16 protein-coding genes and 2 tRNA genes are annotated in these 19,196 nt (G+C 62.6%); 1 reads left to right on the forward strand and 17 read right to left on the reverse strand.

Annotated elements, in window-relative coordinates; translation table 11 throughout:
- Positions 1–37: 37 nt before the first annotated feature.
- The 14 genes from rpsO to rlmE all read right to left on the reverse strand — a co-directional run bounded on the left by rpsO (position 38) and on the right by rlmE (position 13,477).
- Positions 38–307: a 30S ribosomal protein S15 gene (gene rpsO, locus ABD654_RS00385; protein ID WP_344701159.1), complete on the reverse strand. Its 270-nt coding sequence runs from the start codon at positions 305–307 to the stop codon at positions 38–40.
- Between the two features lie 98 nt (positions 308–405).
- Positions 406–1,356, reverse strand: coding sequence for a tRNA pseudouridine(55) synthase TruB (gene truB / locus ABD654_RS00390; protein WP_344701161.1), 951 nt, complete (start codon positions 1,354–1,356; stop codon positions 406–408).
- The gene (rbfA, locus tag ABD654_RS00395; protein WP_344701163.1) at positions 1,356–1,769 is read right to left on the reverse strand and encodes a 30S ribosome-binding factor RbfA; all 414 of its coding nucleotides are present in this window, start codon (positions 1,767–1,769) and stop codon (positions 1,356–1,358) included. Before rbfA ends, truB begins: the two co-directional genes overlap by 1 nt.
- 18 nt (positions 1,770–1,787) lie before the next feature.
- Positions 1,788–4,307 (reverse strand): translation initiation factor IF-2, encoded by a 2,520-nt coding sequence (gene infB, locus ABD654_RS00400; RefSeq protein WP_344701165.1) that lies wholly within the window; start codon positions 4,305–4,307, stop codon positions 1,788–1,790.
- Positions 4,308–4,334: 27 nt separating this feature from the next.
- Positions 4,335–5,849 carry a transcription termination factor NusA gene (gene nusA / locus ABD654_RS00405; protein ID WP_344701167.1) on the reverse strand — a complete coding sequence of 505 codons (1,515 nt, stop codon included), beginning with the start codon at positions 5,847–5,849 and terminating at the stop codon, positions 4,335–4,337.
- 66 nt (positions 5,850–5,915) lie between these two features.
- Entirely contained in the window at positions 5,916–6,377 is a 462-nt protein-coding gene (rimP, locus tag ABD654_RS00410; RefSeq protein ID WP_344701169.1) for a ribosome maturation factor RimP, read from the reverse strand.
- A gap of 279 nt (positions 6,378–6,656) precedes the next feature.
- Positions 6,657–6,733: transfer RNA gene (locus ABD654_RS00415), tRNA-Met, on the reverse strand.
- Between the two features lie 150 nt (positions 6,734–6,883).
- Positions 6,884–6,970, reverse strand: a tRNA-Leu gene (locus ABD654_RS00420).
- A 48-nt stretch (positions 6,971–7,018) separates the two neighbouring features.
- Positions 7,019–7,390: a preprotein translocase subunit SecG gene (gene secG / locus ABD654_RS00425; RefSeq protein ID WP_344701171.1), complete on the reverse strand. Its 372-nt coding sequence runs from the start codon at positions 7,388–7,390 to the stop codon at positions 7,019–7,021.
- A gap of 4 nt (positions 7,391–7,394) precedes the next feature.
- Positions 7,395–8,144, reverse strand: a complete 750-nt coding sequence (gene tpiA / locus ABD654_RS00430) for a triose-phosphate isomerase (protein ID WP_344701173.1) — start codon at positions 8,142–8,144, stop codon at positions 7,395–7,397.
- Positions 8,145–8,218: 74 nt separating this feature from the next.
- Positions 8,219–9,568, reverse strand: a complete 1,350-nt coding sequence (gene glmM, locus ABD654_RS00435; protein WP_344701175.1) for a phosphoglucosamine mutase — start codon at positions 9,566–9,568, stop codon at positions 8,219–8,221.
- Positions 9,565–10,464 carry a dihydropteroate synthase gene (gene folP / locus ABD654_RS00440; protein WP_344701177.1) on the reverse strand — a complete coding sequence of 300 codons (900 nt, stop codon included), beginning with the start codon at positions 10,462–10,464 and terminating at the stop codon, positions 9,565–9,567. Before folP ends, glmM begins: the two co-directional genes overlap by 4 nt.
- Positions 10,465–10,565: 101 nt before the next feature.
- Positions 10,566–12,563 carry an ATP-dependent zinc metalloprotease FtsH gene (gene ftsH / locus ABD654_RS00445; RefSeq protein ID WP_344701179.1) on the reverse strand — a complete coding sequence of 666 codons (1,998 nt, stop codon included), beginning with the start codon at positions 12,561–12,563 and terminating at the stop codon, positions 10,566–10,568.
- A 266-nt stretch (positions 12,564–12,829) separates the two neighbouring features.
- Positions 12,830–13,477: a 23S rRNA (uridine(2552)-2'-O)-methyltransferase RlmE gene (gene rlmE, locus ABD654_RS00450; protein ID WP_344701181.1), complete on the reverse strand. Its 648-nt coding sequence runs from the start codon at positions 13,475–13,477 to the stop codon at positions 12,830–12,832.
- Positions 13,478–13,594: 117 nt separating this feature from the next.
- On the opposite strand from rlmE, the gene yhbY reads away from it, so the two are divergent.
- Positions 13,595–13,921 (forward strand): ribosome assembly RNA-binding protein YhbY, encoded by a 327-nt coding sequence (yhbY, locus tag ABD654_RS00455; protein ID WP_344701183.1) that lies wholly within the window; start codon positions 13,595–13,597, stop codon positions 13,919–13,921.
- 74 nt (positions 13,922–13,995) lie between these two features.
- Here yhbY and greA read toward each other — a convergent pair whose 3' ends face one another.
- The 3 genes from greA to carA all read right to left on the reverse strand — a co-directional run bounded on the left by greA (position 13,996) and on the right by carA (position 18,909).
- Positions 13,996–14,472, reverse strand: a complete 477-nt coding sequence (gene greA / locus ABD654_RS00460; protein WP_344701185.1) for a transcription elongation factor GreA — start codon at positions 14,470–14,472, stop codon at positions 13,996–13,998.
- Entirely contained in the window at positions 14,469–17,699 is a 3,231-nt protein-coding gene (gene carB, locus ABD654_RS00465; RefSeq protein WP_344701187.1) for a carbamoyl-phosphate synthase large subunit, read from the reverse strand. Before carB ends, greA begins: the two co-directional genes overlap by 4 nt.
- Before the next feature lie 64 nt (positions 17,700–17,763).
- On the reverse strand, positions 17,764–18,909 hold the full coding sequence (gene carA, locus ABD654_RS00470; protein ID WP_344701221.1) for a glutamine-hydrolyzing carbamoyl-phosphate synthase small subunit: 1,146 nt from the start codon (positions 18,907–18,909) through the stop codon (positions 17,764–17,766).
- Positions 18,910–19,196: the final 287 nt, after the last annotated feature.

Genomic DNA, 19,196 nt, shown 5'->3' on the forward strand with positions numbered 1-19,196 from the left:
GCCGTTCGCCGCGCGGCCTTTCTTTTAGCCGGTGTGCTTAGCGGCGCAGGCCCAGACGCTGAATAATCGTCTGGTAGCGACCGTAGTCCTTGCGCTTGAGGTAGTCCAGCAGCTTGCGGCGCTGGTTGACCATGCGGATCAGACCCCGACGCGAGTGGTGATCCTGGCTGTTGGTCTTGAAGTGGCTCTGCAGGCCGTTGATGTTGGCGCTCAGCAGGGCAACCTGCACCTCAGGGGAACCGGTGTCGTTTTCGCCACGGCCGTATTCGTTGACGATTTCGGCTTTCTGTTCAGCGGTAAGTGCCATCTGTCTCTCCAATAAGCAATATGCCTGAAAAATGCATGGGTGAGACCACGCATATTTGCAGTCTCGGGTAACACGCGCAGCGCAGGTCCTGGCCTGCCCTACGCAGCAGCGGCGCTGGCAAGCAGCCGCTTGGGCGCGACGGTCATCGCGCCGCCGGCTTTCTCCACGATACGCCCCAGTCCGGCAAAGGTTGTCGCGTGGTACAGCCTGACGATCGCCTCGCCGTCATCGGGCAAGGCATCCTCGTATAAATGGCCGGCAAGCGTCGCCTGCTGGCCGCAGGACAGCCGCCGATAGGCTTCGTCATCCAGCGACAGGGCCGGTAGATGCGCTACCAGCACATCCGGCGCCATCAGCTCGGCCTCTTTTGCGGCCTGGCCGTCAAGCGCTTCCAGCGCGTCCAACGTCCACATCCCGGCCGCTGTAAACGGCCCGGTAGCCAGCCGCCGGAGCGCCGAAATATGCGCCCCGCAGCCCAGCGCCAGGCCGATATCTTCGGCCAGGGTGCGAATATAGGTGCCTTTACTGCAGTGGACTTCAAGCGTAAAGGCATCGACATCCACTGCCGTGAGGCGCGCATCATACACGCTTATACGCCGGGCTGCACGCTCCACGTGCTTGCCCTCCCGGGCCAGCTCGTAGAGCTTGCGGCCCTGGTGCTTGAGCGCTGAATACATCGGCGGCACCTGATCGATCCCGCCGCGAAAACGCGCAAGTATCGCCTCGATGCCGGCCTGATCGAGCACCGGCACCTGGCGACGCTCGATGACGTGGCCTTCGGCATCGCCGGTGTCGGTGATCACGCCAAGCTCTACCCGCGCGCGGTAGACCTTGTCGGCCTCCAGCAGGTGGGCAGAAAACTTGGTCGCCTCGCCCAGGCAAATCGGCAAAAGCCCGGTTGCCATAGGGTCAAGGGTGCCGGTGTGGCCGGCCTTTTGCGCCTGAAACAGCCGGCGCACGCGCTGCAGCGCATGGTTGCTGGACACGCCCTGAGGCTTGTCCAACAGCACCACGCCGTTAACCGGCAGGCCACGACGGCGACGCGCCATTAGTGCGACACCTCGTCGCTATCCGGGGCGTTTTCCTCGTCGCCGGTGTCGCGCTGGCGATCAGACTGCACCGCCTGGTCAATCAGCGACGACAGCGCCTGCCCCCGGACAGTGCTTTCATCGTAGTGAAAGCGCAGCTCAGGCACGTGGCGCAGCTTGATCCGCCGCGCCACCTGGCTGCGCAGAAACCCCGCCGCGCGTTTGAGCACTTGGCGGTTTTCCTTCACCCGTTCGGGATCCTGCTCGCCGAGCAGGGTGAAATACACGTCGGCGTAGCCCAAATCCCGGCTAACGGTGACGCCGCTTAGCGTAATCATGCCCAGGCGAGGGTCTTTCACCTCGCGCTGGATGAGCACCGCCAGCTCTTTTTGCAGCTGGTCGGCCACCCGGTCGGTGCGCTTGAATTCCCGCATGTGGACTCCTGAACGGCCTTAGAGGGTGCGCTCGACCTTGACCTGGTCAAAGACCTCGATCTTGTCACCGATCTGGACATCGTCGTAGTTTTTCACGCCGATGCCGCACTCGATGCCGCTGCGCACTTCCTGGACGTCGTCTTTGAAGCGGCGCAAGGACTCAAGTTCACCTTCGTAGATCACCACGTTGTCGCGCAGTACGCGGATCTTTTTGTGGCGATGCACGGTGCCTTCGATGACCATACAGCCGGCCACCGCACCGATCTTCGGCGCGCGGAAGACATCGCGAACTTCGGCGACGCCCACGATCTCTTCTTTCCAGTCCGGGGCCAGCTTGCCGCTCATGGCCTGCTTGACCTCGTCGATCAGCTGGTAGATGACGCTGTAATAGCGCAGATCCAGCCCTTCGCGCTCGATAATATCGCGCGCGGCGACGTCGGCCCGGACATTAAAGCCGATCACGATCGCCTCGCTGGCCAGCGCCAGGTTGGCATCGGTGCCGGTAATGCCGCCCACGCCGGAGGACACCACGGCCACTTCGACCTCGTCGGTGGAGAGCTCTTCAAGCGCGCTCTTGATCGCTTCCAGCGAGCCCTGAACGTCGGCCTTGAGTACGATGTTGACCTTGGCCGCCTCGTCTTTCTCCATCTGGGTGAACATGTTTTCCAGCTTGGCTTTCTGCTGGCGAGCCAGGCGCACTTCGCGGTACTTGCCCTGACGGAAGTTGGCGACTTCGCGCGCCTTCTTCTCGTCGGCCACCACCATGAAGTCATCGCCGGCTTCGGGCGTGCCGTCCAGCCCCTGGATTTCCACGGGCATCGCCGGGGCCACCTCGTCAACCTGCTTGCCCAGCTCGTTGGTCAGCGCGCGCACGCGGCCGTAGTGCAGCCCGGCCAGCACGATGTCGCCTTTTCTCAGCGTACCGTTTTGTACCAGCACCGTGGCCACCGGGCCGCGGCCCTTGTCCAGGCGCGATTCCACGACCACGCCCTTGCCGGGGGCCTCGGGCACCGCCTTGAGCTCAAGCACTTCGGCCACCAGCTGCACCCCTTCAATGAGCGCGTCGATGCCTTCGCCGCTTTTCGCCGAGACGTGGACGAACTGGGTATCGCCGCCCCACTCCTCGGAGATGACGCCGTACTGGGAGAGTTCGTTTTTCACCCGGTCCGGATCGGCCGCCGGCTTGTCGATCTTGTTGACCGCCACGACCATGGGCACTTCCGCTGCCTTGGAGTGCTCGATGGCCTCGATGGTCTGGGGCATCACACCGTCATCGGCGGCGACGACCAGAATGACCACGTCGGTGGCCTTGGCGCCGCGCGCACGCATGGCGGTAAACGCCGCGTGACCCGGGGTATCCAGGAAGGTCGCACCGCCGTGGCTGCCTTCGACGTGGTAGGCGCCGATGTGCTGGGTAATGCCGCCGGCTTCGCCCGTGGCCACCTTGGCCTTGCGGATGTAGTCCAAAAGCGAGGTTTTACCGTGGTCGACGTGGCCCATGACGGTGACGACCGGGGCACGGACGATTTCTTCGCCTTCGTAGGAAATGCTCTCCAGCACTTCGGATTCCAGCGCGTCGTCCTTGACAAGCTTGGGCGTGTGGCCCATTTCCTCGACCACGATTACCGCGGTTTCTTGGTCGATGGTCTGGTTGATGGTGACCGCAGCCCCCATGTTGAACATGGCCTTGATCACTTCGTTGGCCTTGATCGACATCTTGTCGGCAAGCTCGGCGACGCTGATCGACTCGGGGATCGAGACTTCGCGCACGATCGGCTGCGTGGGCTTTTGGAAGCCGTGCTTGCCGCCGCCCTGGCTGCCGCCTCGACGGCTGCCACCGCGACGCTCGGCGCGCTTGGCCTTCTTGCCGCCGCGGCGGCGCTCCTCGCGCTCGCCGCGAGAATCCTGCTCGTCGCGGCGGCCCTTTTTCTTGGCGGCTTTTTTCGCCGGCGCCGAGCGGCGATCGGTACGGCCTTCCTTGGGCGGCGCCGGGGGCATGTTGTCGCCGGCACTGCTGCTTTCGTCGAGCTCAGGCACTGGAATTTCAAGCTCGGTCGGCACATCGGCGCTCTTGGCTTTTTCCTCGGCGAGCTTGCGCGCCTCTTCGTCGGCGGCGCGCTGGGCTTCTGCGGCCTTCTGCTCTTCTGCTTCGTGGGCTTTGCGTTCCGCTTCGGCTTCGGCCATGTCGCCGACCAGCTGGCGCGGGCCGGTGTAGCTCGGCTCCGGCTGCTCGGGCTTTTTGTCTTCGGCGCGCTTAACGTAGGTGCGCTTTTTGCGTACCTGAACGTCGATGGTCTTGCCCCGCTCGCCGGTTTTGATGCGGCTGCGGGTTTTGCGCGTCAAGGTAATGCGGTTTTTGTTGGGCTCGTCACCGCCGTGGTGCTTTTTCAGCGAGTTCAGCAGAGTTTGCTTATCGCTTTCCGACACCGCATCGCTTTCCGAGGTGTGGCTAAGCCCTGCTTCTTTCATCTGCTCTAGCAGACGGGACGCATCGCGACCCACCTTTGCTGCAAAATCTTTTACTGTCATGTCTGACATGATGACCCTCCTCAGCCCGTGACCTGTTTACTGTGTGCTCGAATCGGATTTGCTGTCGTCTTCGAACCAGGGCGCACGGGCAGTCATGATCAATGCCGCTGCGCGCGCGTCGTCCAACTCTTCGATATCGACCAGATCGTCGACAGACTGCTCGGCAAGGTCTTCCATGGTAACAATGCCGCGGCTGGCCAGCGTAAAGGCCAGGTGCCGCTCCATGCCATCCATGTTGAGCAGATCGTCGGCCGGCTGGGCGCCGTCCAGCGCTTCTTCTGAGGCAATTGCCAGCGTCAGCAGCTCGTCTTTTGCTCGTGCGCGTAGCGCTTCGATAAGCTCTTCGTCGAAATCGTCAATCTCGCGAATTTCGTCAAGGGGTACATAGGCCACCTCTTCCAGGGTGGTAAAGCCTTCATCGACCAGCAGGCGCGCCACGTCGTCGTCCACGCCAAGATGTTGGACAAAAAAGTCCACCAGGCTGTCGATTTCCTGTTCGTGCTTGGCGTCGGCCTCGTCTTCGGTCATCACGTTGATGTGCCAGCCGGTCAGCTCGGATGCCAGCCGCACGTTCTGCCCGCTGCGGCCGATGGCCTGAGCCAGATTGTCTTCGGCGACGGCAACGTCCATCGAGCCGGCCTCTTCATCCACGACGATGGAGACCACATCGGCCGGCGCCATGGCGTTGATCACCAGCTGAGCGGGGTTGTCATCCCACAGCACGATATCCACGCGCTCGTTTTCCAGCTCGCTGGAGACCGCCTGTACGCGCGAGCCGCGCATGCCGACACAGGCTCCCACCGGGTCGATACGCCGGTCGTTGGTCTTGACCGCAATCTTGGCCCGTGAGCCCGGGTCGCGCGCCGCTCCCTTGATGTCGATCAGCTGCTCGGCGATTTCTGGCACCTCGATCTTGAACAGCTCAATGATCAGCTCCGGGCAGGTGCGCGAAAGCTGCAGCTGTGCGCCCTTGGCCTCCGGGTCAACGTTGACCAGCAGCGCCCGCACTCGTTCGTTCATGCGGTAGCGCTCGCCGTGGATCATTTCGCTGCGCGGCAAAAACGCCTCGGCGTTATCACCCAGGTCAATCACCAGCCCGTCGCGGGTGGTGCGCTTGACGATGCCGGCGACCAGTTCGCCTTCGCGATCGGTGTACTGGCGCACCACCTCGGCCCGTTCGGCTTCGCGCACTTTCTGCACGATCACCTGCTTGGCGGTCTGGGCGGCAATGCGGCCAAACTCGGCGTTTTCAATCGGCTTTTCAACTTCATCACCCAGCGCCAGCGGCGGCGTGCGCTGCTCGGCAATGCTCTGCTTGATTTCGTAATCGGGCGATTCGAACTCGTCGTCTTCCACGACCGTCCAGTAGCGAAAGGTTTCGTATTCCCCCGTGCGGCGGTCGATGCGCACCCGCACGCTTGCCTCTTCGCGCTCAAAGCGCTTGCGCGAGGCGCTGGCCAGCGCCGCTTCGACCGCCTCGAAGATGACCCCCCGGGGGACGCCTTTTTCGTTCGAGATCGCGTCCACGACCATCAAGATTTCTTTACTCATGCATTTGCCTCGCCAAAACCTGTCCTTATGTGCCCAAGCCGGCCAAGCGCCGGTTGCCTCGCTCGGTTACTTGTCAAACCGAGGCACGATGTTCGCCTTGTCAATGCTTTCGATGGGAAAGCAGTACTCCTCACCGTCCAGCTGCAAGAGCACCTCGTCGCCTTCAATACCGGCAAGCAGACCGGAAAACTTGCGCCGTCCGTCAAACGCCGAGCGCAGCTTGAGCGCTACCTGATGTCCTTTGAAGCGGCGGAAATGATCCAGGGTATAGAGCGGACGTGCCATGCCCGGCGAAGAAACTTCCAGACGGTACGCCTCGGTGATAGGGTCTTCCACATCCAGCACCGCACTAATCTGACGGCTGATGTCGGCACAGTCGTCTACGCTAACGCCGTTGTCGCCCTCGATATAGACGACCAGGCGCGAGTGCTTGCCCTGGGAAAGATAGTCAATGCCCCATAGCTCAAAGCCCATGGCGGCAACGACCGGCTCGATCAGCGCGTGAAGTGCGGCGTGTTTTGTGGCCACAGACAAGGCTCCTATAGCCGTTGCATCAGGCACCTGGCCAGGAGTCACAGAATAAAGCTAGGTGGCTGATGGGCGTTAACCGGAAACGTGCCTCCGGCAACCCGGTAGACATTCGCTAGTGAGACGCCCCTTATCGCTTGCCGGTGCGGCAGGTAGCATCGCTGTCGCCGCAAACGGCGAGCGCGATAAAAGGAGCGGCTAACAAAAAGCCCCTTCACAGGAAGGGGCTTTTTGCAAGAAAACCTGTAGTACCATTTTACAGCGCAGCACGCTTGAAAATGGTAGCGGGGACCGGATTTGAACCGATGACCTTCGGGTTATGAGCCCGACGAGCTACCAGACTGCTCCACCCCGCATCAATCTGAGAGTGCGATAATAAGTGTTTGCTCGGCTTGCGTCAAGCCACTTTCGCCTCTCACACGCTTGCGCGTGTCGTTATCAGTGCGGCCTTGCCGTTCTGTCTACCATTGCAACATGCGGTAAAAAATGCCGCGAAACGCTTGCGATGGTGCCGAAGGCGGGACTTGAACCCGCACGACCGTGAGGTCACTACCCCCTCAAGATAGCGTGTCTACCAATTCCACCACTTCGGCAACAGGGGAGGCTAGCAAAGCGGATATCAGCCGGCCTGTTGTGACAGGCTATTCGCCGCTCTCCTCTAGCACTGGCGCTGCATTATCCATACCCTCTTCGCTTTCGTCAAGGGATTTTACCGAGCTGCCTTGGGTATTTTGCTGCTCTACAAGTTTGGCATCGGGAATGCCGGCATCGGGTGCGTCGCCGGCCTGGCTGGCAAAGTAGGCAAGCGCCAGCGATGTCACAAAAAAGCTTGCCGCCAGCACACCGGTAAAGCGCGACAGAAAGTTGCCGCTCCCCTGGGCGCCGAATACCGTTTGCGACGAGCCGCCGCCAAAGGAGGCGCCGGCATCGGCACCCTTGCCCTGCTGAAGCAGGATCAAAACGACCAGAGCGATCGCCACCACCACGTGAATCATGAGTATTGCAGCTTGCATGGAGTTATCCTGCTGATTGGCATATAGCGAAAAATTCATCGACCTGGAGCGAGGCGCCGCCCACCAGACCGCCGTCGATATCCGGCTGCGCCAGCAGCTCGGCTGCGTTGTCGGCCTTCATGCTGCCGCCGTACAGCAGCCGCAGCGTCTGAGCCAGGTCGCTGTCCAGCGATTCAAGCCAGGTGCGTATGTCTTTCATCGTGGCCTGGGCCTGTTCCGGCGTTGCCGTACGCCCGGTACCGATCGCCCATACCGGCTCGTAGGCAATAACCAGCCGCCGGCGCCGGTCGGCGTCCAGCGGCTTTAGCACCGCGGCCAGCTGCCCCAGCACCGCGTCCCGGGTCGCCCCGGCCTCGCGCTGTTTCAGGGTTTCACCTACGCACAGCACCGGCACCAGGCCGGCGTGCAGCGCCGCGCATACCCGGCGGTAGGCGTCGGCATCGGTTTCGCCGTGATGCTGGCGGCGCTCGGAATGCCCCACCAGCACATAGGCAACGCCAAACTCGGCAAGCATGGCGGCACTTACCTCACCGGTGTGCGCGCCGGCAGGCTCCGGGCTCAGCGTCTGCGCCCCCAGCGCCAGCGGCGTACGGGCAAAGGCCCGCCGGGCTTGATCAAGGTAGGGAAACGGGGGAATAACCGCGACATCCAGTGAGGCGGGCAGCCGGTCACCGGCAAAGGCTTCGCCAAACGCGCGAACACGCTCGGCAGAGCCGTTCATCTTCCAGTTACCGGCGATCAGTGGCGTACGCATCAAGGCTCCTTTTCGAGATTGCGCAAAATGGTATAGGAGCGGCCAGAGCAAGACAACCGCTAGCCGCCTCAACGTCAGGCCAGCAGCGCCTGCACCTGCCGGGCAAGCGCATCTGCCAGACCTTCCACGTCCAGGTGCGCACGGCCTTCTACCATAATGCGAATCAGCGGCTCGGTGCCCGACGGGCGCAGCAGCACCCGGCCTTCTTCGCCCAGCTGAGCTTCGGTATCGGCTACGGCCTGCATAACGGCCGGCGCGGCCAGCACCTGACGCGCATTCGTGCCTTCGGGCAGGCGCACGTTCACCAGCACCTGGGGCACCTTTTCCAGCGCGCTCAGCAGTGCGGGCAGCGTCGCTTTCTCGCACATCATGATGGCCACGACCTGCAGCGCCGAGACAATGCCGTCGCCGGTGGTCTGGGCGTGAGCGCACACCACATGCCCGGAAGGCTCGCCGCCCAGCTTCCAGCCGTTGGCCGCCATGCGCTCCATGACAAAGCGGTCACCGACCTGGGCGCGCTCAAAGGGAATATCCAGCTTTTCCAGGGCCACCGCCAGCCCGAAGTTGCTCATCAGCGTGCCTACCACCCCGCCGTTGAGCACGCCGCGCCGCTTGCGATCCCGCGCGATCAGGTAAAGGATGTCGTCGCCGTCGACTTCGTGACCGTCAGGATCTACCAGCAGCACTCGATCGCCGTCACCGTCGAAGGCAATGCCCAGATCGGCGCCGCGATGAATCACCGCCGCGCGCAGCGACGCCGTGTGCGTAGAGCCCACATCGCGGTTGATGTTCATGCCGTCCGGCTCGGCACCGATCACGCTGACCTCAGCGCCCAGTTCGCGAAACACGTTAGGCGCGATGTGATACGTCGCCCCGTGGGCGCAGTCGAGAACGATGCGCAGCCCGTGCAGACTAAGCCGTTCAGGCAGCGTTGACTTGCAGAACTCGATGTAGCGCCCGGGCGCATCGTCAATGCGCATCGCTTTGCCCAGCGCCGCCGCATCGGCGGTGGTCAGCGGCTCGTCCAGCATGGCCTCAATGCGCTCTTCCACGGCGTCGGGCAGCTTGGTGCCGTCGGCGTCAAAAAACTTGATGCCGTTGTCGTCAAACGGGTTGTGCGAGGCGGAAATCACCACGCCGGCTTCCGCGCGGAACGTGCGCGTCAAGTACGCAATGCCCGGCGTGGGCATAGGGCCCAGCAGCGCTACGTCCACCCCCGCTGCGGAAAATCCGGCCTCCAGCGCGGATTCAAACATGTAGCCGGAAATCCGCGTGTCCTTGCCGATCAGCACCCGCGCACGGTCGGCATCGCGGCGCAGCACCTGGCCGGCCGCCCAGCCCAGCTTAAGCATAAATTCGGCGGTAATCGGCGCACGCCCTACCCTGCCGCGAATACCGTCAGTACCGAAATAACGCCGACTCACAAGCCCACCTCCGCGGCCGCATCCTGGCCGCCTTCGTTGATGACCGCCCGGGCCATGTTGACGGCATCGACCGTTGCCGCGACGTCGTGCACGCGCAGGATTTTCGCGCCGCGCTCCACGGCCATCGCCGACAGCGCCAGCCCGCCGGCGAGCCGTTCGTCAACCGGGCGGCCCAGCACCTTGCCGATCATGCTTTTGCGCGACATCCCCACCAGCAGCGGCAGCCCCAGCTCGCCAATCGCCTGCAGGCGGTTGAGCAGGCGCAAGTTGTGCTCGACTGTCTTGCCAAAGCCAAAGCCGGGATCCAACAGCAGCCTCCGGCGCTCAAGGCCCGCCCCTTCACAGGCGGCGATGCGCCGGAGCAAAAAGTCGCTAACGCCATCTTCCACGGGGCCTTCGTAGTGCGGCGCGTCCTGCATAGTCTGCGGCTCGCCCTGACGGTGCATCAAACACACGGCAAGACCGCTTTGGGCGGCAGCCTCAAGCGCCCCTTCGCGCTCAAGCGCGCGCACGTCGTTGAGCATGCCGGCGCCCAGCGCTTTTGCTTCACGCATCACCGCCGCACTGCTGGTATCCACCGAGACCAGCGCGCCCAGCTCATAGGACAGCGCCTCGACCACCGGGGCCACGCGATCCAGCTCCTGCTGGGCCGTTACCGGTGCAGCACCGGGGCGCGTGGACTCGCCGCCCACATCGATGATCGCCGCCCCCTCGGCCAGCATGCGCTCGGCCTGACGCCGCGCTTCATCCAGCGCGGTATAGCGACCGCCGTCGGAAAAGGAGTCCGGCGTCACGTTGAGAATGCCCATAACGCGGGGAACGGAAAGGTCAAGCCGGTGGGGCCCGCAAACAATCGGGGCGCCGTTGCCGGGCGGCGCGGCAAAGGGTGGTTGCATGGAAAGGCTCAGTCAGCAGGGTGGATAAGGCGCAATGATGGCCGGCAGAATAGCAAAAAAGGCGCCCCAGGGTGAGGCGCCTGACACACAATTTGCCGCGGCTACGAGCCTGCCGGACCGCCCAGCGGGTCGGACGGGCGGCGCCGGCGGCTATCGTCGTCGTCATCGCCGTCGCTGTCGCCGGTTGCCTTGGGCGCCTCGCCGGCAGTCCCGGCGGCGGGCGTACGGTTATCCACCGGCGAGCCGCCGTCGGAGGAGCCGTCGTCATTCCAGCCCTCGGGCGGGCGCGGATCACGGCCTTCCATGATGTCCTTGAGCTGATGGGCATCGATGGTTTCGTACTTCATCAGCGCCTCGGTCATGGCATCCAGCTTGTCACGGTTGTCCTCAAGAATCTGATAGGCCTGCTGGTAGCAGCCGTCGATGATCTTGCGGACCTCTTTATCCAGCCGCGTGGTGGTCTCACCGGATTTGAGCATGCCGCTGCTCTGGCCGCCGCCCATGAACTGATGGGAGTCGTCCTCATCGTACATGATCGGGCCCATTTCCTCGGACAGCCCCCACTTGGCCACCATGTTGTGGGCAAGCTCGGTGGCGCGCTTGATGTCGTTGGACGCACCGGTAGTCACGCCGTTGGGCCCAAGCGTCATTTCCTCTGCGATGCGGCCGCCAAACAGCGAGCAGATCTGGCTGATGATCTGCTGGCGGGAAAGGCTATAGCGATCTTCTTCCGGCAGGAACATGGTCACACCCAGCGCGCGGCCCCGGGGAATGATGGTGACCTTGTACACCGGGTCGTGCTCGGGCATGACCAGGCCGATGATGGCGTGGCCGGACTCGTGATAGGCCGTGTTGAGCTTTTCCTTGTCGGTCATGACCATGGACTTGCGCTCGGAGCCCATCATGATCTTGTCCTTGGCCGCTTCCAGCTCGTCCATGCCGACAAGGCGCTTGTCTCCGCGCGCGGCAAACAGCGCCGCTTCGTTGACCAGGTTGGCCAGGTCAGCCCCGGAGAAGCCCGGCGTGCCGCGGGCAATCAGCGATGCCTTGACGTCTTCGGCCAGCGGCACCTTGCGCAGATGCACGCCGAGGATATGTTCGCGGCCGCGGATGTCGGGCAGGGGCACGGTCACCTGGCGGTCAAAGCGGCCCGGGCGCAGAAGCGCCGGGTCGAGCACGTCCGGGCGGTTGGTAGCGGCGATGACGATGACGCCTTCGTTGGCTTCAAAGCCGTCCATTTCCACCAGCAGCTGGTTGAGCGTCTGTTCGCGCTCGTCGTTGCCGCCGCCCATGCCGGCGCCGCGCGAACGGCCCACCGCGTCAATCTCGTCGATGAAAATAATGCAGGGCGCCTGTTTTTTGGCCTGCTCGAACATATCGCGCACGCGTGAGGCGCCCACGCCGACGAACATTTCAACGAAGTCGGAGCCGGAAATGGAGAAAAACGGCACCTTGGCCTCGCCGGCGATGGACTTGGCGAGCAGGGTTTTACCCGTACCCGGCGGGCCCACCATCAAAACGCCGCGGGGGATGGTGCCGCCCAGACGTTCGAACTTGCTTGGATCCTTGAGAAAGTCGACAAGCTCTTCGACCTCTTCCTTGGCCTCGTCACAGCCGGCCACGTCGGCAAACGTGGTCTTGATCTGGTCGTTGGACAAAAGCTTCGCCTTGGACTTGCCAAAGCTCATGGGGCCGCCTTTGCTGCCGCCACCGCCGCCCTGCATCTGGCGCATGAAAAACATGAAAATGGCCAGTATCAGCAAAATCGGGAAGCTGGCGATCAAAAGCCGCGACCAGATGCTTTGCTGCTCGGGCTCCTTGCCTACCACGGTCACGTCGTTGGCCAGCAGGTCATCCATCAGCTTGGGATCTTCGGCGGCGGGCCGCACGGTCTGAAACCGCGAGCCGTCCGAACGCTCACCCTTGATGGTGTAGCCATCAATGGTGACGCTGCGCACTTCTTGGTTTTGCACCTGCTCCACAAACTGTGAGTAGTTCATGGATTGAGGCGAGCTTTCCGTACTGAAGTTGTTGAACACGGTCAGCAGAACCGCCGCGATGACCAACCACAGAACCAGGTTCTTTGCCATATCGTTCAAGGGGCTACCCTCATTACAAGAATCCGTCAGTTAACGTCGCTACATAAGACATCGTCTGCGCAGCATGCGTTCATTCGTTTTTAGAGCGCAAGGCCCGCGCGTGCTGAATCGATCGCGCTGTCCGACGCGGTGGCGCTCTTGCGCGTGTTTGCTGTCTACTGTGGCACACCTTGCCGCGGACTGTCCGGCAATGACCATGATAAATCCCGACTATACCTGCCCCGGGGGCTGCAGCGCCTGCCCGGCCCGGTAGCCATTCAGAAACGTCAGCCGCGAAACCCGCCGGCCAGCAAATACACTTCCCGGGAGCGCGCGCGTGAGGCGTCCGGCTTACGCGTCACCACCCGGGTAAAGTTCTCGCGCAGGGTTTTCAGATAGGCGTCAAACCCTTCCCCCTGAAAGACCTTGGCAACCAGGCAGCCGCCGGGGGAAAGCGTCTGCTGTGCCAGATCCAGCGCCAGTTCCACCAGATACATGGCCCGGGGCTGATCAATACCGGCCATTCCGCTCATGTTGGGGGCCATATCCGACATCACAAGGTCGGCCGTCTGCCCGCCCAGCCGCTCCAGCAGCGCGTTGAGCACCTCGTCTTCGGTGAAGTCGCCCTGGATAAAGTCCACCCCGGCCAGCGCGTCCATGGCAAGAATATCCGAGGCGATGACCTTGCCTTCAGGCCCTACTTTTTCCGCGGCAACCTGGCTCCAGCCGCCGGGGGCCGCCCCCAGATCCACAACGGTCATGCCGGGGCGAAACAATCGATCCTTTTCGTCCAGCGCCAGCAGCTTATAGCTTGCCCGGCTGCGATAGCCGTCGGCCCAGCGCTGCTTGACGTAGGGATCATCAAAATGCTCTTGCATCCAGCTGCCGCTGGACTTGCTGGCCTGGCGCTTGCGGCTTTGGGGCTTTTGCTGCATGTAAGGAAATCTGGCGCATGAAAGAGAAAATGAATGGGCAAGGCGAGCGCTTTCCCCCAGCGGCGTTTCGCCGTAAGATGGAGCGTTAAGCGCAAACTTGGGATACCGCAAGATACCATGAGCTTGTCACAGGCACAAAAGAAAGCACTACGCAGCATCGGCCATCACCTCAACCCAATTGTGACGGTGTCGGAAAACGGCGTCTCGGACAGTCTGCTCGCCGAGCTGGACCGCGCCCTGCGCGATCACGAACTGGTCAAGGTCAAGCTGGCCCTGCCTGACCGCGACGACCGTGCGCGCACACTGGAACAGCTCACCGCCGGCGGCCGCGCCGAGCCGGTACAGACGATCGGCAAAACGGCGCTGCTCTACCGCCAAAACCCCGAGGCCAACCCCAAGCTTTCCAACATCGTGCGTTTTGAGCATCATCACGGCCGGCGCTAATATCAAGCTGTGGCCACCGCACAAAAAAACGCCCCGATCGGGGCGTTTTTTTATGGGCGAATACCGGCATCACGCTACAGATGCTCGACGCTTTCAATTTCATACTCGACATCGCCGCCGGGGGTTTTCACCAGAACAACGTCCCCTTCTTCCTTGCCGATCAGCGCCCGGGCAATGGGCGAGGTCACCGAAATACGGCCTTCCTTGATGTCCGCCTCGTCTTCACCGACGATGCGATAGGTGACCTGCTTGTCTTCGTCCAGATGCAGCAGCGCAACGGTCACGCCAAAGATGACCTTGCCCGTTTTGGGCAGTTTGGTGACATCAATCACCTGAGCGCCGGAAAGCTTGTTTTCAATTTCCTGGATGCGCCCTTCGATAAAGCCCTGCTGCTCGCGCGCGGCGTGATATTCGGCGTTTTCCTTCAGGTCGCCGTGCTCACGCGCATCCGCGATGGCCGCAATCACCCGGGGGCGCGCTTCGCTTTTCAGCTCTTCAAGCTCTTGGCGAAGCTGCTTTTCTCCCGCAACCGTCATCGGGACCTTGTTCATTCACTGGCTCCTGCGTGCAATTCCTGAAGGCGCCGCACCGTAATTTCCCGACCGTACGCCAGCGCCATGCAAACGGCATTAGCCCCCGCCAGGGTGGTCGCATAGGCCACCTTGCGGGCAAGGGCGGTACGGCGGATAACCGAAGAGTCAAGGATTGCCTGGCGACCTTCGGTGGTATTCACGATATAGGCAATATCGTCGTTTTTGAGCAAATCGACGATGTGCGGGCGTCCTTCATAGACTTTATTGACGCGCTCAACGTCGAGCCCGGCAGCTTCCAATGCCGCCGCCGTGCCGCGTGTGGCGCATAGCGTAAAGCCTAATGTTAGCAGAGAACGCCCCACCTCGATAATCCCTTCCTTGTCCGGCTCGCGCACGGAAAGAAACGCCTTGCGCGGCCCCTCGACCGGCGGAATAGCCTCACCGGCCCCCAGCTGGGCCTTGTAGAAGGCCTCGGCGAAGGTATCGCCCGAGCCCATGACCTCGCCGGTAGACTTCATCTCCGGCGACAAAATCGGGTCGACCCCGGGGAATTTATTGAACGGGAACACCGCTTCTTTGACGCTATAGCAGCGCGGTACGATTTCGCGCTCGAAACCCTGCTCGGCCAGGCTGACGCCCGCCATGCAGCGCGCGGCGATTTGCGCCAGTGAGGTGCCGATGCACTTGGACACGAACGGCACGGTGCGCGAGGCGCGGGGGTTGACCTCGATGACGTAGATCTCGCCGTCCTGCCAGGCCAGCTGCACGTTCATCAGGCCCTTTACCCCAAGCTCCACCGCCATGCGCTTGATCTGATCGCGCATTTCATCCTGCACGTCGGCCGGCAGCGAATACGGCGGCAGCGAGCACGCCGAATCGCCGGAGTGAACGCCGGCCTGCTCGATGTGCTGCATGATGCCGCCGATGACCACCTGCTGGCCGTCGGAGACCGCATCCACGTCGATTTCGACGGCGGCGTTGAGAAAGTGATCCAGCAGCACCGGCGAGTCGTTGGAGACCTTGACCGCGTGGGTCATGTAGCTCTCAAGCTCCGAGGCGTCATAGACGATTTCCATCGCCCGCCCGCCGAGCACGTAGCTGGGGCGCACCACCAGCGGGTAGCCGATGGCCTCGGCCTTGGCAAACGCCTCGTCGAAGCTTCTCGCGGTGGCGTTGGGCGGCTGCTTGAGGCCCAGCTTGTTGATCATCTGCTGGAAACGCTCGCGGTCTTCGGCGCGGTCGATGGCGTCCGGCGTGGTGCCGATGATCGGCACCCCGGCGGCTTCCAGCTCGCGGGCCAGCTTCAGCGGCGTTTGCCCGCCGAACTGTACGATCACGCCGACCGGCTGCTCCTTGTCGGCGATTTCCAGCACGTCTTCCAGCGTCACCGGCTCGAAATACAGGCGGTCGGAGGTGTCGTAGTCGGTGGAGACGGTTTCCGGGTTGCAGTTGACCATGATGGTTTCATAGCCGTCGTCGTGCATGGCAAACGCGGCGTGCACGCAGCAATAGTCAAATTCGATGCCCTGGCCGATGCGGTTGGGCCCGCCGCCCAGCACCATGATCTTGGGCTTGTCGGACACCTCTGCCTCGCACTCCTCCTCGTAGGTGGAGTACATGTAAGCGGTATCCGAGGCAAACTCGGCGGCGCAGGTATCCACCCGCTTGTACACCGGACGGATGCCGGCTTTCTGGCGCGTTTTGCGGAACTCTTTTTCCGACACGCCGAGCAGCCTGGCCAGCCGCGCATCGGCAAACCCCTTGCGCTTGAGGCGGAAAATTTCCTGCGCGGACAGCTCAGACAGCGAACGCTTGGCCAGCGCCGCTTCCGCGGCGATCAAATCGTCAAGCTGCACCAAAAACCAGCGATCGATATGGGTCAGCGCAAACAGCTCGTCGACGCTAAGCCCGGCGCGCAGGGCATCGGCCGCGTAGAAGATACGGTCGGCCCCCGCCGCCTGCAGCTCGCCTTTGATCCGTGCAATGGCTTCGTCAGTAAAGTTTGTGACGATGGGGTCGAGGCCGTCGACGCCGGTTTCCAGCCCGCGCAGCGCCTTCTGCAGGGATTCCTGAAACGTCCGGCCGATGGCCATGACTTCACCCACCGACTTCATCTGCGTGGTCAGCCGGTCGTTGGCCTGGGGGAATTTTTCGAAGGTAAAGCGCGGAATCTTGGTCACGACGTAGTCGATGGACGGCTCAAACGACGCCGGCGTGCGCCCGCCGGTAATGTCGTTGGAAAGCTCGTCCAGGGTGTAGCCCACCGCCAGCTTCGCGGCGATCTTGGCAATGGGAAAGCCCGTCGCCTTGGAGGCCAGCGCCGAGGAGCGCGACACCCGCGGGTTCATCTCGATGACCACCACGCGCCCAGTGTCCGGATCCACGCCGAACTGGACGTTGGAGCCGCCGGTTTCCACGCCGATCTCGCGCAGCACCGCCAGGCTTGCGTTGCGCATGGCCTGATATTCTTTATCGGTCAGCGTTTGCGCCGGCGCCACAGTGATGGAGTCGCCGGTATGTACGCCCATGGGATCGAAGTTTTCAATCGAGCAGACGATGATGCAGTTATCGTTTTTATCGCGCACCACCTCCATCTCGTACTCTTTCCAGCCCAAAAGCGACTCGTCGATCAAAAGCTCGTGGTTGTTGGAAAGGTCAAACCCGCGGGCGCAGATCTCCTTGAACTCTTCTTTGTTGTAGGCCACGCCGCCGCCGGAGCCGCCCATGGTGTAGGACGGGCGGATGATGGTGGGAAAACCCAGCTCTGCCTGGATCTCCCAGGCTTCGTCCATCGTGTGCGCCACCTTGGCCTTGGGGCACTCAAGGCCGATGTTTTTCATCGCCTTGTCAAACAGGTCGCGGTCTTCGGCCTTGTTGATGGCATCGGCGTTGGCACCGATCATCTCCACGCCGTAGCGTTCCAAAACGCCGTGCTTATCCAGCTCCAGCGCGCAGTTCAGCGCGGTCTGGCCGCCCATGGTGGGCAAAATCGCATCCGGGCGCTCAGCCTCGATGATTTTTTCCACCGCCGGCCAGGTAATCGGCTCGATGTAGGTGGCGTCGGCCATGACCGGGTCGGTCATGATGGTGGCCGGGTTGGAGTTGACCAGAATGACCCGGTAGCCCTCCTCACGCAGCGCCTTGCACGCCTGAGCGCCGGAATAGTCGAATTCACAGGCCTGGCCGATGACGATCGGGCCAGCGCCAATAATCAGGATGCTTTTAATATCGGTACGCTTGGGCATAACGGTTCCCGCAAAAAATGACGATGAGCAACAAGAAACGGCGTAAACGGCGGTGCTGCCGGCCCTAGCGGCGCGCCTGCATCATGGCGATAAAGCGATCAAAAAGCGGTGCCACGTCGCACGGGCCGGGGCTCGCTTCCGGGTGGCCTTGAAAGCTGAACGCCGGGCCGTCGGTGCGTTCAACGCCTTGCAGCGTGCCGTCAAACAGTGAACGGTGCGTGGCGCGCAGAGTCTCCGGCAGCGTGGCTTCATCCGAGGCAAAGCCGTGGTTTTGGCTGGTAATCATCACCCGCCCGGTGTCCAGATCCTGCACCGGATGATTGGCGCCGTGGTGGCCGTGATTCATTTTCATCGAACGCGCGCCGCTGGCCAGCGCCAGCAGCTGGTGGCCCAGGCAGATGCCAAACAGCGGAATATTTGCCCTGAGCAGCTCGGTAATGGCCTGAATGGCGTAGTCGCAGGGCTCCGGGTCCCCCGGGCCGTTGGATAAAAAGATGCCGTCCGGGTTGAGCGCCAGCGCCTCGGAGGCCGGCGTCTGCGCCGGCACCACGGTCACCCGGCAGCCGCGGGATACCAGCATGCGCAGAATGTTGCGCTTGACGCCGTAGTCGTAGGCCACCACGTGGAAGGGCCGCTCGATGTCATCGCCGGACTGATAGCCCTGCCCCAGGATCCACTCGCCTTCGTTCCACTCGTAGGGCGTCTGGCAGCTGGCGACCTTGGCCAGGTCCATGCCGGCCAGGCCGGGAAAGCCCCTGGCCGCGGCAACGGCGCGCGCTTCGGCATCGTCGCCCTCGGCTTCGCGGCCGGCCAGAATCGCGCCGTTTTGCGCCCCCTTGTCCCGCAGCAGCCGCGTCAGCCGGCGAGTGTCGATCTCGGCGATGCCCAGCACGTTCTGGCTTTTCAGGTAGTCGGAAAGGCTCTGTTCACAGCGAAAGCTGCTCGCCACCAGCGGCAGATCGCGAATCACCAGCCCTGCCGCCGCCACGCCGTCAGATTCCACGTCGTCGCTGTTGACGCCGGTATTGCCGATGTGCGGATAGGTCAGCGTGACAATCTGGCGGGTATAAGAAGGATCGGTGAGGATTTCCTGATAGCCGGTCATGGCCGTATTGAACACCACCTCGCCGCTGGTGAGCCCCTCAGCGCCGATGGCGATGCCGTGGAACACGCTTCCGTCTTCCAGCGCCAGAATCGCGGGTTGGTGCAAAGCGGGGTTATTCAAGACAAATCCTCCCAAGGCTGGTTAACACCCCTGTCACGACAGCGGCATCCGTCATTCTTAGCGGCGTTTGCGTGCAAACGTCGGGTCGTAAAAAAGCGGGACGAAGCCGATTGGAAAAACCGGTTTCATCCCGCCTGCTGTTCTTCGCCAAAACGGCCCTGGCCGACGGCGCTCACCCCTGCCGTTCGGGCCGGCCTGCGCAACAAGCGCGGCTTTTGGAACCACTCGACCAAAATCTTAGGGATGTTACAGGATATGGATAGCGGTGGCTA

The organism is Halomonas cibimaris (assembly GCF_039537045.1).
GTDB classification, from domain to species: domain Bacteria; phylum Pseudomonadota; class Gammaproteobacteria; order Pseudomonadales; family Halomonadaceae; genus Vreelandella; species Vreelandella cibimaris.

Excerpts from the sequence above, each read along its gene's own strand:
- rlmE (WP_344701181.1), bottom strand. The coding sequence starts at position 13,477 with ATGCAGCAAAAGCCCCAAAGCCGCAAGCGCCAGGCCAGCAAGTCCAGC.
- rpsO (WP_344701159.1), bottom strand. The coding sequence starts at position 307 with ATGGCACTTACCGCTGAACAGAAAGCCGAAATCGTCAACGAATACGGC.
- tpiA (WP_344701173.1), bottom strand. The coding sequence starts at position 8,144 with ATGCGTACGCCACTGATCGCCGGTAACTGGAAGATGAACGGCTCTGCC.
- carB (WP_344701187.1), bottom strand. The coding sequence starts at position 17,699 with ATGCCCAAGCGTACCGATATTAAAAGCATCCTGATTATTGGCGCTGGC.
- nusA (WP_344701167.1), bottom strand. The coding sequence starts at position 5,849 with ATGAGTAAAGAAATCTTGATGGTCGTGGACGCGATCTCGAACGAAAAA.
- folP (WP_344701177.1), bottom strand. The coding sequence starts at position 10,464 with ATGCAACCACCCTTTGCCGCGCCGCCCGGCAACGGCGCCCCGATTGTT.
- secG (WP_344701171.1), bottom strand. The coding sequence starts at position 7,390 with ATGCAAGCTGCAATACTCATGATTCACGTGGTGGTGGCGATCGCTCTG.
- yhbY (WP_344701183.1), top strand. The coding sequence starts at position 13,595 with ATGAGCTTGTCACAGGCACAAAAGAAAGCACTACGCAGCATCGGCCAT.
- infB (WP_344701165.1), bottom strand. The coding sequence starts at position 4,307 with ATGTCAGACATGACAGTAAAAGATTTTGCAGCAAAGGTGGGTCGCGAT.
- truB (WP_344701161.1), bottom strand. The coding sequence starts at position 1,356 with ATGGCGCGTCGCCGTCGTGGCCTGCCGGTTAACGGCGTGGTGCTGTTG.
- rbfA (WP_344701163.1), bottom strand. The coding sequence starts at position 1,769 with ATGCGGGAATTCAAGCGCACCGACCGGGTGGCCGACCAGCTGCAAAAA.
- greA (WP_344701185.1), bottom strand. The coding sequence starts at position 14,472 with ATGAACAAGGTCCCGATGACGGTTGCGGGAGAAAAGCAGCTTCGCCAA.